This window comes from Ancylomarina longa (assembly GCF_003996985.1).
Classification (GTDB): Bacteria; Bacteroidota; Bacteroidia; order Bacteroidales; family Marinifilaceae; genus Ancylomarina_A; species Ancylomarina_A longa.
The window spans coordinates 517,861-534,088 of record NZ_RJJX01000001.1 but is presented as its reverse complement, the minus strand read 5'-3'; the positions used below and the strand labels follow the sequence as shown (position 1 = coordinate 534,088).

12 protein-coding genes are annotated in these 16,228 nt (G+C 35.4%); 4 read left to right on the top strand and 8 right to left on the bottom strand.

What is annotated here, in order from left to right; all coding sequences use genetic code 11:
- Positions 1 to 329 precede the first annotated feature (329 nt).
- Entirely contained in the window at positions 330 to 1,571 is a 1,242-nt protein-coding gene (locus DLK05_RS02075; RefSeq protein ID WP_127342311.1) for a DUF438 domain-containing protein, read from the top strand.
- Positions 1,572 to 1,641: 70 nt separating this feature from the next.
- Here DLK05_RS02075 and DLK05_RS02070 read toward each other — a convergent pair whose 3' ends face one another.
- Complete coding sequence (locus tag DLK05_RS02070; RefSeq protein WP_127342310.1) at positions 1,642 to 2,016, bottom strand: thioesterase family protein; 375 nt, start codon at positions 2,014 to 2,016, stop codon at positions 1,642 to 1,644.
- Between the two features lie 33 nt (positions 2,017 to 2,049).
- Entirely contained in the window at positions 2,050 to 3,624 is a 1,575-nt protein-coding gene (locus tag DLK05_RS02065) for a peptide chain release factor 3 (RefSeq protein WP_127342309.1), read from the bottom strand.
- A 349-nt stretch (positions 3,625 to 3,973) separates the two neighbouring features.
- On the opposite strand from DLK05_RS02065, the gene DLK05_RS02060 reads away from it, so the two are divergent.
- The 3 genes from DLK05_RS02060 to DLK05_RS02050 all read left to right on the top strand — a co-directional run bounded on the left by DLK05_RS02060 (position 3,974) and on the right by DLK05_RS02050 (position 8,521).
- A complete protein-coding gene (locus tag DLK05_RS02060; RefSeq protein ID WP_127342308.1) occupies positions 3,974 to 4,477 on the top strand; it encodes a metallophosphoesterase family protein in 504 nt (167 codons plus the stop codon).
- A 379-nt stretch (positions 4,478 to 4,856) separates the two neighbouring features.
- Positions 4,857 to 7,121: an aconitate hydratase gene (locus DLK05_RS02055; protein ID WP_127342307.1), complete on the top strand. Its 2,265-nt coding sequence runs from the start codon at positions 4,857 to 4,859 to the stop codon at positions 7,119 to 7,121.
- Positions 7,122 to 7,189: 68 nt separating this feature from the next.
- The gene (locus DLK05_RS02050) at positions 7,190 to 8,521 is read left to right on the top strand and encodes a citrate (Si)-synthase (RefSeq protein ID WP_127342306.1); all 1,332 of its coding nucleotides are present in this window, start codon (positions 7,190 to 7,192) and stop codon (positions 8,519 to 8,521) included.
- Between the two features lie 528 nt (positions 8,522 to 9,049).
- On the opposite strand, the gene DLK05_RS02045 is transcribed toward DLK05_RS02050, so the two are convergent.
- From DLK05_RS02045 to DLK05_RS02020, 6 genes are all read right to left on the bottom strand, one after another.
- Positions 9,050 to 10,846 carry a hypothetical protein gene (locus DLK05_RS02045; protein WP_127342305.1) on the bottom strand — a complete coding sequence of 599 codons (1,797 nt, stop codon included), beginning with the start codon at positions 10,844 to 10,846 and terminating at the stop codon, positions 9,050 to 9,052.
- A gap of 197 nt (positions 10,847 to 11,043) precedes the next feature.
- Entirely contained in the window at positions 11,044 to 11,547 is a 504-nt protein-coding gene (locus tag DLK05_RS17945; protein ID WP_127342304.1) for a methylated-DNA--[protein]-cysteine S-methyltransferase, read from the bottom strand.
- Between the two features lie 288 nt (positions 11,548 to 11,835).
- Positions 11,836 to 12,561, bottom strand: coding sequence for a tRNA threonylcarbamoyladenosine dehydratase (locus DLK05_RS02035; RefSeq protein ID WP_127342303.1), 726 nt, complete (start codon positions 12,559 to 12,561; stop codon positions 11,836 to 11,838).
- Positions 12,562 to 12,566: 5 nt separating this feature from the next.
- Entirely contained in the window at positions 12,567 to 13,226 is a 660-nt protein-coding gene (locus tag DLK05_RS02030) for a TatD family hydrolase (RefSeq protein WP_209319659.1), read from the bottom strand.
- A gap of 433 nt (positions 13,227 to 13,659) precedes the next feature.
- Entirely contained in the window at positions 13,660 to 14,307 is a 648-nt protein-coding gene (locus DLK05_RS02025) for an AlbA family DNA-binding domain-containing protein (RefSeq protein ID WP_127342301.1), read from the bottom strand.
- Positions 14,308 to 14,382: 75 nt separating this feature from the next.
- Positions 14,383 to 16,203 (bottom strand): peptidase U32 family protein, encoded by a 1,821-nt coding sequence (locus DLK05_RS02020; RefSeq protein WP_127342300.1) that lies wholly within the window; start codon positions 16,201 to 16,203, stop codon positions 14,383 to 14,385.
- Positions 16,204 to 16,228 lie beyond the last annotated feature (25 nt).

Below are 16,228 nucleotides of genomic sequence, written 5' to 3'. Positions count from 1 at the left end.
AGGTAATTTTGCCGCAGCGCACCAAATTTAGGCGCAGCGCGCCATAAAAGTCCGCAGATTTGTGAAAAACTGCCGCAGCGCACCCCAAATAGCCGCAGCATGGCAAAAAATCGCGCAGCGCACTACGATTTTACCGCAGCGAGGCATAAATGGGTGCAGCGCAAATAAAAAATGAGTAGGAAGAAGTTAAAAAGGAAGAGCTATGATGGGATTTGAATTTCTGTTTCAACAATATACCTTGTATGTAAAGAGGATAAATAGAATCACTTCTTGATAGAATTCCTTTTTTATTGTATTTTCCGAAATATTTAAAATTGTAAAAATTCGCTATGTCAGAATTTATTAATAACAACAATGCACGGATAGAATCTTTGCTTCAATTGTGCAGGAATCTCATTCAAGGCGCACTTAATACAGAACTAATTCAACAACACCAGGATGCGATTGATCATCTTACACCTAATGATATTGTGCAGGTGGTACACCGCTTGGTTGAGGATAATATTCCTATGAAGGATTTGAAGTCAGGAATTAATAAATTCCTGAATATTTGTTTCAAAACAATTAGAAGTCAAGCCAAAATTGAGGTGAAGCCAAATCATTTTTTAGGTGTTCTGATGGCTGAAAACAGGGAGCTGGAGAAACGACTTGCTGCCATGAAGCCCATAGCCAAAAGTATCAATCTAATAAAAGAGGAGAGCGATTTACGCAAGGAACTCCGGATTCTAAAATCAAAAATAGAAGATTTAGGAGCTTTCGAGAAGCACTATTCCCGTAAGGAAAATATTTTCTTTCCCTACTTCGAAAGGGAGTTTCCGGAGTTTAAATGTCTGGGGGTAATGTGGTCCATTCACGACGATATACGCAAGACCCAAAAAATACTTTTGGATAGTTTGGAAGCAAAGAAAGTGGATGTGAAGGAAATCAACCATATGTTGGGTGATCTTTTCTTCTCCATGTATGCCATCATTTTTCGGGAGGAATACTTACTATTTCCAGTGGCAATAAATGCAGTTTCTGCTGAATTATGGGAGGAAATGAATCATCAAAGCGATGAGCTTGGATATAGTTACATTCCCAAACCGGTTTATAGTGCGAAAAATGCTTCCAACCGGAAGAAGGCTTTTTCTTTCGAAGGCGATAACTTAGATCCCCAACAATTAGGAGATACATTGCTTAATTTTGATACCGGCTTAATGACTTTAGACCAAGCGATGATACTCCTGAATCATTTACCTGTGGATATTACCATGATAGATGAAAACGATCGGGTTCGTTTCTTTTCCAAGCCTAAAGATCGATTTTTCACCAGATCAAAAGCTATTATCGGCCGAAGTGTACAAAATTGTCATCCACCGGAGAGTGTACATGTGGTAGAAGACTTATTAAAGGCTTTTAGAAATTGTGAAAAGGATAGCGAGTCGTTTTGGATTCAAATGAAAGGCCGTTTTATTTTGATTCAATATTTTGCTTTACGCGATGAGGCTGGAGCTTACAAAGGATGTATAGAAGTCAGTCAGGATGTAACGGAGATCAGAGAATTAAAAGGAGAGAAACGCCTGATGGATTAGAAGGATTAGAACAGAAAAAAGACTACAAATCGAAGGAGATGTAGTCTTTTCTGTTTTTAATATATTGTTTTTAGAGTCTACTCATAAATTTTACAGGATCAATAACGTAGCGAACATGAAAAGCGCTACCAATTACACCCTCTTCGTCGGAAGCCACTATTTCAAAACTCAACTTCTTAGCCTCTGCTTTTACTAATTTGGCGGTGCAGGTAATTGTAGCACCTAATTTGCTGGCTTTTATATGTTTGGTATCAATTTGAATCCCTACAGTATCCAAGCTTTTCTCCAAATCATTTTCTATGCAAGCAACAGCCGTATTTTCCATAAAGGCAACCATTGCAGGGGTAGCAAATACTTCCAGTTTTCCTGATTTGTGATATATGGCGGTGTCCTTTTCTGTAACCACCATTTTTTGAGTTAAGGATAATCCTTCCTTTAGTGCCATAGCTATGATCTTAATTGGTTCTCCTTTCGGATATTAAAATTCAGAGGTGAAATGAAATTCCAGATTCTTGTAATTCTGTTGAGCCATTTGAAGCATATAGCCCGAATCCGCAAGAAAAACATCTCTGCCATGCTTATCTCTTGCCATATATTGAAATTTCGCTTTCTTGAATTCTTTTAACTCCTCCTCATCATTGGCTTTAATCCAACAAGCTTTATGCAAGTTTATTGGTTCCCATCTACACGAGGCAGTATATTCGTGTAGCAGACGATATTCTATTACCTCAAATTGAAGTGCACCAACTGTTCCAATCACCTTGCGGCCATTGAATTGAGAAGTAAATAATTGAGCTACTCCTTCGTCCATTAACTGATCGATACCTTTCGCCAGTTGTTTGGATTTCATTGGATCTGCATTCTCGATATATTTAAATAGCTCAGGAGAAAAGCTCGGAATTCCTTTAAAATTGATTTTCTCACCTTCGGTAAGCGTATCTCCGATTTTAAAGTTCCCGGTATCGTGTAAGCCCACAATATCACCAGGGTAGGCCTCTTCAACAATAGACTTTTTCTCTGCCATAAAGGCGGTAGGACTGGAAAATTTCAATTTTTTACCATTCCTCACATGCAAATAGGGAGTGTTGCGTTTAAATGTTCCGGAAACAATTTTCACAAAAGCAATCCTGTCTCTGTGGTTGGGATCCATATTGGCATGAATCTTAAATACAAATCCCGAAAATTTTTCTTCAATGGGTTGAATCACTCTTTCCACAGTCTGGCAAGGCCGGGGAGATGGCGCTATTTTAATAAAGACATCCAAGAGTTCGCGAACACCAAAATTATTCAAAGCAGAACCAAAGAATATAGGTGCAATTTCTGCATTAAGATAATCCTGAACGTTAAATTCGGGATAAACACCCGAAATTAAGTCCAATTCTTCTCTTAAAATCTCCGCATCATCTCCGATGTAATCTTCCAATTGAGAATTAGAAAGATCATCAAATTCAATACTTTCTTCCACTATTTGAGTTGCCGGGGTAAACAAACTTAAATTCTTGTGGTAAATATTATATACGCCTTTAAAATCAGGACCCATATTAATAGGCCAACTTAAGGGGTTTACACTGATTTGAAGCTCTTGTTCAATTTCATCCAACAGATCAAAAGCATCTTTTCCCGATCGATCCATTTTATTGATGAAGACGATAACGGGAGTTTTTCGCATCCTACATACCTTCATTAATTTTCGGGTTTGTGCTTCTACTCCTTTTGCCACATCAATCACAATGATTACACTATCGCAAGCAGTTAAGGTACGATAGGTATCTTCTGCAAAATCCTGGTGACCAGGAGTGTCCAAAATATTTATTTTGTGACCTTTGTAGTCAAATCCCATTACGGAGGTAGCAACGGAGATACCTCTCTGCCGTTCAATTTCCATAAAATCGGAAGTGGCTGTTTTCTTTATCTTATTTGATTTTACAGCTCCTGCAACATGAATTGCACCACCAAAAAGCAACAGTTTTTCGGTAAGTGTTGTTTTTCCGGCATCCGGGTGAGAAATAATCCCAAATGTTCTGCGTCTTTTAATTTCTTCTTGAAACCCCATTTATTGTATGCTATATTCTTATAATTAGGATTGCAAAAGTAATAATTTTAACCGACAAGAAGCACTTCAATTATTTTAGGATGATTTTTAATCATTTTCTAAGCTTGAATGGCATTGAAACTGCATGTGGGAGTGATATATCTAAGGAATGATTTTATCTGAATTTGATGTTTGCTAAGTTTATATATTCATCACTGCTTCAATTTAATAAGGGGAGTAATAAGAGAATACCATAATCACAATTCCCAAAGATTCATTTGATACAGCTAACAATAATTTTAAACTATCACTTTTTCTTAAGTATGCTTTGTTTATCTTCACGGGAAAATTGGAATTAATTAGATAATTTATGAAGCGGATAGGGCTAATTTCAGATACACATTCTTATCTAGATCCTGCAATATTCAAGCATTTGAAAGAATGTGATGAAATTTGGCATGCAGGAGATATTGGTAATCTGGAAACTGCCGATAGATTGGCTCAAATTGCGCCTTTAATTGCGGTTCATGGAAATGTTGATGGTCAGGAACTTCGTGTCATTTACCCTAAACATCAACGGTTTAAATGCGAAGAAGTTGATGTTTGGATAACCCATATTGGAGGCTATCCGAAACGATACGATAGTAATGTGAAACCTGAAATATTTGAAAACACACCACAGCTTTTTATTTCGGGACATTCTCATATTTTAAAAGTGGTTTTCGATAAAGAATTGAATTTGCTTCATATTAATCCAGGTGCTTCCGGGCTTGAGGGATTTCACAAAGTCCAGACCTTGGTAAAGTTTGTTATAGAAGCGAAAGAAATAAAGGACCTTCAGGTGGTCGAATTCGGAAAAAAATCTAATCGATAAGTCTAAATCGAGTCTATAATCTCGTAAGTGATTCATAACCTGAAACAACAAATAAATTTAAGGGGGAGATTTGTGTAACTTATTGATTGTTGCATAAAAAACAGGGGTTTAAATTCCAAACAAGATTTTTAAATTCACTTTTGAATATAACAAGTTTTTGTTATATTTAGATACTTGAATTTATTTGTATTTAATAGGCTTTTATCTGGCTTGGAGTCTCCTAAAATGCTGTGATACAGAATATCAGTGTTTGGGTGTTTTGAAATACAAAAACACATAAAAAGATACACAACTCTTTAAATGTTATTTTCATTATTTTAGCACCTCAAAGATAATTATTGACCATTTGAATTAAAAATTAATCAAAACTTCATTAAACATGCTATTTGATCTTGATTTAATAAAATCTGTGTATGAGAAAATGCCCGATAGGGTCAGTAAAGCCAGAAAAAATGTAGGCAAGGCTTTAACACTAAGTGAGAAAATATTGTATTCTCATTTATCCATTGAAGAAAAGGGAACTACATTTCAAAGAGGAGCGGATTACGTAAATTTTGCTCCCGATAGAGTTGCTATGCAAGATGCAACTGCTCAGATGGCTTTGCTCCAATTTATGAATGCTGGTAAATCGAAAGTGGCAGTTCCTTCTACTGTTCATTGTGATCATTTGATTCAAGCCTTTGCTGGTGCGGATAAGGATTTGGAAGATGCTAAGCTTCAAAATAACGAGGTGTATAACTTTCTTCAAACCGTATCCAATAAATATGGAATTGGCTTTTGGAAACCAGGAGCAGGTATTATTCATCAAGTAGTACTAGAAAATTATGCTTTCCCCGGCGGAATGATGATTGGGACGGATTCTCATACTGTGAATGCTGGCGGATTGGGAATGGTTGCCATCGGAGTTGGTGGTGCCGATGCTGTGGATGTGATGGCCGGCATGCCTTGGGAATTAAAGATGCCTAAATTAATTGGAGTTAAACTTACCGGTAAATTAAGTGGTTGGGTGTCTCCTAAAGATATTATTTTAAAAGTTGCTGGTATTCTTACTGTAAAAGGTGGTACGGGTGCTATTGTAGAATATTTTGGGGAAGGTGCTGATGCTTTGTCTTGCACAGGAAAGGGTACTATTTGTAATATGGGAGCTGAAATTGGAGCGACAACTTCAATTTTTGCTTACGATCAGAATATGAGTAATTATCTTCGACATACAGGAAGAGAACAGGTTGCTGATTTGGCTGATGTGGTGATTGCAGATTTACGTTCAGATAATGAAGTTTATCAGAATCCGGAAGCATATTACGATCAGCTAATCGAAATTAATCTGTCCGAATTGAAACCATATATTAATGGCCCGTTTACTCCTGATTTAGCTCATGAAATTGGTGATTTTGCAAAGGCTGTGAAGGAAAATAATTATCCTCAGACATTGGAAGTTGGATTGATTGGATCATGTACTAATTCCTCCTATGAAGACTTATCGCGAGCTGCTTCCCTTGCCAAGCAAGCAAAAGAGAAAAATCTGAAGGTGAAAGCTGAGTTTGTAGTTACTCCTGGATCCGAATTAGTACGATATACTACTGAGCGGGATGGAATTTTAAAAGAGTTTGAAGATATTGGCGGGGTAATCATGGCCAATGCGTGTGGCCCTTGTATCGGACAATGGAAAAGACATACCGATGATCCTGACAGAAAAAATTCAATTATTACTTCATTTAATAGAAATTTCGCAAAACGAAACGATGGAAATCCGAATACACATGGTTTTGTGGCTTCGCCTGAATTGGTGACAGCTATGGCTATTGCCGGTGATATGTGTTTTAATCCGATGACCGATACTTTGGTAAATGAAGATGGTGTGGAGGTAAGGTTGGAAGAACCTTCTGGATTGGAATTTCCACCAAATGGGTTTGATATGAAGGATTCTGGTTATATTTCACCGAATTCAGATGATCAAAAAGTTGTAGTTGAAGTAAAGAATGATTCGGAGCGATTACAGCTTTTATATCCATTCAAGGAATGGGATGGACAGGACTTTAAGAATCTGAATTTACTGATAAAAGCAAAAGGGAAGTGTACTACCGATCATATTTCTATGGCCGGTCCATGGTTGCGTTATCGTGGTCATTTGGATAATATTTCCAATAATATGTTGATTGGTGCAGTGAATTTTTTTAATGAAGAAACCAATTCTATTTTCAATCCTATTGCAGATAATTATAGTGAAGTGCCGGCCACTGCAAGAGCTCTTAAAGCAGAGGGAATTGGAACATTGGTAGTTGGTGATGAGAATTATGGAGAAGGTTCTTCCCGTGAACATGCTGCAATGGAACCTAGACACTTAGGAGTTCAGGTAGTTATCGTTCGTTCATTTGCAAGAATTCATGAAACGAATCTTAAAAAACAAGGTGTTTTGGCGTTGACTTTTTCCGATAAAGGCGATTATGAAAAGATACAGGAGAAAGATAAAATTGATGTTATTGGATTAACAGATTTCGCTCCTGAAAAACCATTAAAGCTGAGAATACATCATGAAGATGGTACTTCAGATGAGATTTTAGCAAATCACACTTATAATCAGGCGCAAATTGAATGGTTTAAAGCAGGGAGTGCTTTAAATCTAATCCGTAAACAAAATAATTAGGAAACAAAAAACGATACATAAACGAGACCGATCTCCCCAGCTGGTCTCATAATTTTAAGTTTAGCCATATGAAAAAAACTTTAAAACAGACCTTATCCAAAAAAATTGAAGAACACCGACCACGTACAAAAAAGCTATTAGAGGAATATGGGGATGTAGTTGTAGGTAATGTTACTATATCTCAGGTGATTGGTGGAATGAGAGGCTTAAAATCCTTAGTTACAGATATATCTTATTTGGATCCTGAGGAAGGAATTAGATATCGTGGTTATACTCTTAAGGAGGTGATTAAAAGTTTACCAAAACCCAAAGGAGCTGAAATGCCATATGTGGAAGGATTATTCTATCTGCTACTTACCGGTGATTTTCCAAATCAGGAAGAGGTAATGCAAGTGGTGGATGAATTTAGCAAAAGAAGGATTGTTCCCAGATATGTATATGAAGTAATCGATTCTTTTCCTTGTTGTAGTCATCCGATGGCCATATTTTCAACTGCAATTTTAACTTTAAATAGGGAATCTGTTTTTAATCGGCAATATCATGCTGGCTTGAGTAAGAAAGATTATTGGGAAGCAACTTATGAAGATGCTTTAAATCTTCTTGCAAAATTACCGGAAATAGCTTCTTATATTTATAATAAACTTTATCGTCAGGGACCAAGAATTCAATCGAATCCGCATTTGGATATGGGAGGTAATTTCGCTCATATGATGGGCATTCAAAATCCGTATGATGATGTATCCCGTTTGCATTTTATTATTCATAGTGATCACGAAAGTGGTAATGTTAGTGCACATACAGGACATTTAGTTGCAAGTTCTTTGTCTGACATCTATCTTTCCATTTCGGCGATGATTAATGGCTTGGCTGGTCCGCTTCATGGTTTGGCTAATCAGGAAGTATTAAGATGGCTTCAGGAAGTCATGGATAAAATGGGGGATCGGGTTCCTACCGAAGAAGAGATGCAGCAATTTGTTTGGGATACTTTGAACTCAGGTCAGGTTATTCCTGGATTTGGTCACGCAGTTTTGCGTAAAACTGATCCACGTTATATGTTGCAACGCGAATTTAGCTTAAATCACCTATCTGAAGATCCGATATTTAAATATGCAGATCTACTTTATAAGGTGGTTCCTCCTATTTTGAAAGAGCATGGTAAAGCCAAGAATCCATGGCCAAATGTGGATGCACAGTCTGGTGTTATTCAATGGCACTATGGGGTGACAGAGTATGATTTTTATACTGTTTTATTTGGCATTGGACGATCCATCGGTATTTGCGCCAATATTATTTGGGATCGAGCCTTAGGTTATCCGTTGGAGAGACCAAAATCTATTACAACTGAAATGTTGGAAAAAATTGCCGGATTAAAGGATGTTGTAGAAACTGAAAAGCATTAAAGAATACTATTTCAATAATATAGAGCTGATTTCGATTTGATTTCAGCTTTATTTTTGCTCAAAAACCGAAAAAAAGTTGGTGAAAACTCTTTTTCGGTTCGAAGCAAAAACTAACAATATGGAAAAGTTTTCAAAATTATTATTTTAACCCTACTTAAAAAAAATTTACAAATCCTGTAATTTATCTGAAAACTAACCCTAACCTAAACCGATACAGAATTCACAATATTTTAGTAGAAATTAAAATTTTACAAGTACAATGTACTTGACACATAATTTGAATCATTTCTTTACATCACAAATGTGCAGGAATTAATCGAATGGTTTTTTATGGCTTTCACCCAATTTAGGAAATAGAAATACTCAAAAGGGAATGGGTAATTTACGACAAAAGTATTCCGGGATGGATAAAGATAGATAATAAGCTCAATGTGAAATTGTCGGATAGTAAAATTACAATTCAATTTTGGGGTGTCGATAGGATAAAAAGGAAAAAAGCCAATCTGTTATAGATTGGCTTTTAGGGTTTTACTTATCAGAAGTGATAAGAATATTTTGTATTTCCAATTCCAATTTACTTAAATCAGACTGTAACTGTTGCTTGATATTCTGAAATTTACCAGAAAAATGTTGTGACAGGTTTTTGTAATAACCTACACCATCCAGTAAATTATTTTTAAATTTTTCTAAAGACTTGATTTGTTTTGCAACTGGATTTTTTAATTCATTCACTTGTTCTTTCAAATAGTCATAATACAAGTTTATTTCTTTGATAAACATATTTGGTCTATCTGTTCTTTCAATCAGATTTGTTCGATTGTAAATATGATCGATCATCTCCTTTAACTTGGCCTTTTTCGTAAAATAAGCTAAGTTTGGTCCCGGGCAAATAGAAACACCGTCTCCATCTTTTTTAGTGTCAATATGATTCACTAAAAATGCTGAAGCTGATAGGCCTTTACAAAGACAGGTTTTCTCCAGCAATAAGTTTACTTCCTTTTCATATTCCTCTGGAGAAAGGTTTTGTGATTTTAAATCAGCCAATTTTAATTTTTGATATTGTTTGGAAGCTGTACATATTGGTTCTTTCGTGAACTCTTTATTGGCAATCATATATCTTTTAGAACAAGCACTTCCTGGTTGATTCTGCTCTAAATTTATCCATTTATCCTTATCGCGTGTATTGGCGTTAAGATTATTAAATCGAACTCCTAGCGGTGATGCGTGACTTAAGGAAAGATCTTTTTCATTCGCCTTTTCAAGAAGAGACAATGTATTGTCATCCACATCGCAAGCTTCAGGAACCATTAGAAAAGGAGTGCCCCAACCAATTGAGTCTAATTGGTAGTGTTCCATAAGAAAATCATGCTCTTCTGCAGTACCTACACCTCCCTGAGCAGTAATTTTCATCTCCAAAGGTTTATTGGGAACAGGTTTCTGCTTTCTTTCCAGAGCCTGAGCTAATATCTGATGAAGATCCTGTTGTAATTCTTGACGCTTATCTTTAAATTCTTCCAAAATAGGACCCATCAGAAAACCATCAGTAGCAAAAGCATGTCCTCCGCAATTTAATCCTGATTCTATGCGAAACTCAGAGATCCAAATTCCCTTTTTAGCGAGGAATTTTCCTTGAATAAGTGCGGATCGGAAATCACTAACTTTCAGAACAATTTTCTTTTTGATATATCCGCTAACATCGGGATAAAAATCTGCGAATTGCTCCAAATAACCATACAAACGAGGATTCATTCCAGCAGATAAAACCATGGAGCTCTCCAGGTTACTCATGGCAAAACCACGAAGAGCTGCATGTGCATCGTTATATTCTGAAGGTAGTTGTTCTCCTTTATAATAGTTTTCCTTGTCTAGTTTGGTCATGATATTTACATCAATAGACCCTAATGGAAGATTATTATTAATCCATTCCTTGGCTTCTTTCACATATGGATGATCAGCAAATTTTTCAGTAAATTCTTTTTTAACTTCTGAAAAATCGGGTAGTAAACTGAAATATTCTTCCAATTCCTTACTTTTATCTTGAATGGATTCTTTAAGATTTTCAAATTTCTCCTTTACCATCTTGTCCATTAGATTCAGATAAGAAGTTATTCTTTCAGCACGAAAATCTTTAGTTTTCTCTGTAATTGGCTTGAATGGAAGACTCAACTTTTTACAGTACATCTCTCTCATTTTTTCAACGAGTATATCATCAACAATTGATATAACCGATGAAATTCCAAGGTGAGCCACTTTTACAGGAGTATCCACTGTAAATCCTGTTCCCATTACAGGAATATGGAAACTGTGTCCTAAAATTTTACTCATGAATTTGTTTATTGATTTAATGAAACTAAAATGCTTCGTATCCAACACATACAAAGTTTAATTTAGCGGATGGCAAGTTAGATGATTTGCCAATTAAATCAAAAGTATTTTACAGTTATTTGATCTTTATTAAGGCGTAAACTATAAAAACTGAATAAAGATAAGATTGCAAATATACAGAAGTTAAAATATGATTTTTAAAATAGTTTAAATTGGGTGAAATCGTTTGGCATTTGGATATTTTCAATTATTAAAAGTTTGGCTTTTGTTTCCAATCCACCAGCATAACCCGTAAGTTTTCCGTTTTTGCCAATAACGCGATGACAAGGAATAATAATAGGAATAGGATTCAATGAATTTGCCATTCCTACAGCACGGCACGCATTTGGTTTACCTATAGAATTGGCGATATCCTGATACGAGCAAATAGTACCATATGGTATTTGTTGAAGTTCTTTCCATATGCTTTTTTGGAAGGCGGTTCCATCAGGGGCAAGCATCAAATTAAATTGTGTTAGTTCTTGATGGAAATAGGCAAGGAGTTGATCTTTAACTTCTTTTAATTTAAAGGAATCTTTGATCCAATTTAAATTCGGGGAGATATTGTTTTGGTGATCACTGAAAATTATCTTTTTTAGTCCTGCATCGCTCGAAAGCAGCAGTAAGTTACCAATTGGGGAAGAAATTGTATCGTAAAACATAGCTTATCATTAATGATTCAACTTTATTCACTAAAAAGTAGTATTAAATCTCCAACCAGAGCAATTTTAATAAGATTCAGTCAAAAGTGTTGATTCTAAAATTATCTAATTTATTATTCATTGCGCCGTACGAAAAATTGGAATATACTAAAATCTTCCTGGAAGTTTAATTTCTCATAAGAACCAATCTATTTTTCTACCCTGGTAAATATCTAAAAGTATTAAACTGGCTTAATAAAAGATGGGGATCACTTACCTAAACTGTGCATAAGGCTAAAAATTGGAAAATTAATTTTTCCTTTCCAGTAATCCATTTACAACAACTGAAGCACAAAAACAGCCGAATAGAGGAGGCATATAGGAAATTGTTCCAACGTTTGACCGCTTATTTTGACTCTCCGATAAAACTACAGCATCTTTCGAAATATCCTCCGGCGAAAAAACAACTTGAACTCCTTCATAAACTCCAATCTTATGCAATCTTTTGCGAAGCATTCTTGCTAGTTTACAATTGTATGATTGGGAAATATCAGCAATCTTTATTTTGGAGGGATCTATTTTACCTCCAGCTCCCATAGCGCTTACAACATTTAAATTATTCTGAAGACTATGATATATTAATGAAATTTTGGGAGCTAAAGTATCTATTGCATCAACCACGTAGTCGTAGTTCCCTATTTGCAGGATATCATTCATACTCTCTTTATGCAGGTATTCGTTGATAATTTTCAGATTCAAATTGGGATTGATATCCAGCAATCGCTCTCCCATGATAGCAGCTTTATCTTTTCCTAAATTACTTTGAATGGCAGGTAATTGTCTGTTAATATTTGATTCTTCTACATGATCACCATCTACGATTGTCATGCTACCAACACCAGATCGGCAAATCTGTTCGGCTGCATAAGCACCAACGCCACCTAATCCAACTACTAAAACATTAGCATTTCGTAATTTCGATAATTCTTCTTTTCCTAAAAGCAGTTCTGTCCTGCTCAACCAATCTTCACTCATAATTATTAAAAACAGTTCTCGTAATTGATTTGTAAATTTTGCATTAATTCATTAACACTTTTATTTTTTAATTCAGCAGCTTTCAGATAGATATCTTTGATGCTAATATTGGAATCATCCGTTTCCAGAAAATATTGATGATCAGAAATTTTTTGAAATAATCTCTGGAGATTTTCTTGTTGTAATAAGGCTTTTCCGAAAGATAAATAACATCCTGATTTAATCAGACTATCCCCAATTTGCTCATTATTTCGGAATCCATGGAGTATCCAGGGAATTGAAGTATGTTGTTGCTTTCGAATTCGAAGGAGCTCAGAAAAAGCCTTCACACAATGTATGATGACAGGTTTTTCCAACCGATTTGCAAATTGCAGTTGAGTTGTAAATACTTTTTCCTGCATTTCTAAACTCACATCAACAAGTTTATCCAATCCGATTTCACCAACGGCGACAATATTAGGGTTTGTGGAGTATTGTTCAATCTCCCGAAGGGTAAACTCAACATTTACTTTAGGTATATTCCATGGATGTAAACCAAGGGAAACCAAATATCTGTTTCCTTCCAAACGACTACAATCTAATTCATCCCAATTTATAATAGATTGAATATCTATCTCCTTGGATGGTTTGTGGGTGTGAATATCGATATATTGATTTGCTGTCATGTGTGTCATCTGATTCTGGCAAAAATACAAATATTTTCTTTGGTGGCAGAATGATTCAAGCTATAGGTCAGTACGAACTATATAATAAGAAACTCATTGAATGTAATTTATGTTTTTAAGTTTAAGTCGTTTCATCAAAATAGAATAAAAAAAACACTGTAAGTCTTGTTTTGTGCTAGATTCTTGCTTATTTTGCAAATAGAAACAGACGTTCTTTAAAATAAGATAAAGGTATGCCGCATTAATTATCGATTGTTAAACTCAACAGTTAACACATACCGAGAAAGCTACATGCTTGCAAAAGCAGGCCCCAACCTTCGGGTTGTTTCGACACAGGGGAAACTTGACCAAGCAGGCACTCAAATCCTGTCATTCAGGAGTTTAAAATTCCATTAATTAGTGCGGTTTTTTTATTTTCTGAGGATTATTTTCTTTAGAAAGACGACTCTAAATTTTGCTTTATTTTGTACTTCACTCCCTTTTCGGTAAAATCCATTTCTATTACTTCCCAGCAAATTAATTTCACCAGGATTCGCTCTGCTTTATAACGACTAATCTTTACAAGTTTACAAAATTGATTTTGACTGATTTTCTTTTCAGAAAGCAAGTATTCCATTAGATTTTTTTCAATGTCAGTGTACTCAAGGTAGGTGTCTGTTGGTTTTGCTTTCTTTTTCCATACCTCTAGTAATATTTTATTGACAAGAATGTTTTCATCCTGCTTGCGAAGGTAGGCGAGCCATTTACCATTTTCATTTTGAGCATAATGTGGCATTTCAGGAGAAGGAGGAACAGAAATTTCCAAAACATTTTTACCGCTTATTGTCCATATTTTACTCTTAAAAAAAATTTGGGGACGACTGTACATTTCTGCAGCTGCCTTTATCATGTAGAATTCTTCATCCGATTGAACTCCGGCTATTTTCCCATTATCTTTTACTCCAATTAAAAGTCTTCCACCGTCAGTATTTGCAAATGCGGATAGCGATTTTGCTATTTTTCGGGAATCTGTAATACAAAATTTAAAATCTTGTTGCTGATGTTCTCCCTCTTTAATCAATTTTTCAATATAATGAACCATTATCTGTGAAATTTATCGGTTCGTATTCAAAAAAACTACAAAAGAACAAGTTGGAAAATGCTTGTTTGAAATGATTTACTCCAAAATTATTTTCATCTCACATCGTTGACAATTAAACTCTAATTTGTATCTTTTTTTGTTGTCGACCAAATAGAGTTGTTTGTTGTCTTGTTCCTGCGTACTTATTTCTTTTGGACACCTCCCAAATTCGTGTCGCAAACAGTGCTTGGTGGTCATAATGGTCTTGCCCGAATAATCCTTCTGTAACTCGAAACCCTTTTCTATTTTCTCAACGCCACATTTGTGATAAAATTCTTCAGCTTTACAATTAACCACATTCCCCATATAGGATAAGTTTTTGCCAGGATATTTGGGATGAGCAATTAAGAGTCTTGATGTTGGTGTTTTATGACTATCAATTCTACTTGTAGTGAGCAACTGTAAACATTTTCTTCTAAGATCATTCAATAATTTTGCGGGTAGAAAAGGAGCTTGAGCATAATTCAAATCAATAGAATTAACTTGATAAATGCTATCTCCTGTTTTACCAAGTTGTTTTTTCAGATTAGAGATGGCCATTTCCTTATTTTTAGCAGATTTAACTTGTTCCAGGTGCTGAACGCTTGCGCTGATACCGTTTTCATCTGTAGCAATTAGAGTTATCGCATCATCTTTACTTTCGAGATAAAAATCGATAGCTATTTTTCTTCTGGTCTGGTCTCTATTTAACTCTTTTGCAAATTCATGATCATTGTTTCTGTACAGAATAGCATTTCTCTGTAGCATATTCATTTCATTTGGGAATATTTTATTACCCTGAACACCATTTACTAGAATACCCTTTAGTAAATTATTCTTATTGAAAAAGCAAAGCCCATCTCCATTATGTAATTCATATTGCGTTTCAATTAGGAAATGATCCTTCCTAATATCTATAATCCGACCTATTTCTTTTCCAATTGATTTAGGTGTATGAAAATTAGCAATCTCTGGAATTCTACCCGTAAAGAAATAATCGGTATATCCGCGATTAAAAGTTCTTTCTAAATCGGGTTGAAAAGATGGATTTATCACACCGGAGGATGATTTTTCAAAATTTGGGTTTTGGTCAATAATTTGATCGATAGCCTGACGATAATAACTTGTTACATTTTTTAGGTAGGTGCTGTCTTTTAATCTTCCTTCAATTTTCAGAGAACAAATTCCACTTTCCATGATTTCTTGCAAGTGACCGGATAAATTCAAATCCTTTAAGGATAGAAGATATTTATCTTTAGCGATTACCTTGCCTTCTTCATCCACCAAATCATATTTCATTCTGCAAGCCTGGCTACATTCTCCCCTATTGGCAGAACGCCCACCTAAAGCTTGTGAAAAGTAACATTGACCACTTAGCGAAACACAGAGAGCTCCATGAATGAAATATTCTAGTTCAACAGAAGTATTTTTTCGAATCTCTTTAATTTGCTCTAAGGAAAGTTCTCTGGCTAAAATGATTCGCTTGAAACCAACTTGTTCCAAAAATTTGATTCGATCTAAATCATAATTATGAGTTTGGGTGCTGGCATGTAATTCAATGGGGGGGAGATTCATCTCCAATATGCCCATATCCTGAACAATTAAGGCATCTGCACCTATATCATACAGTTGATGAATCAATTGTTCTGCTTCATTTAATTCCTGATCATACAGGATTGTATTTATAGTAATATAAACCTTTGCCCAATATTGATGAGCGTATTGGATCAATTCTTTTATATCCTTAAGTGTATTTCCTGCAGCAGCACGAGCACCAAATTTGGGCGCACCAATATATATCGCATCAGCACCATAATTGATTGCAGCAATTCCTGCTTCCAGATTTTTGGCTGGTGCCAGTAATTCAATTTTTTTCATTATCCTGTTCTATTTGCAGCGAAGA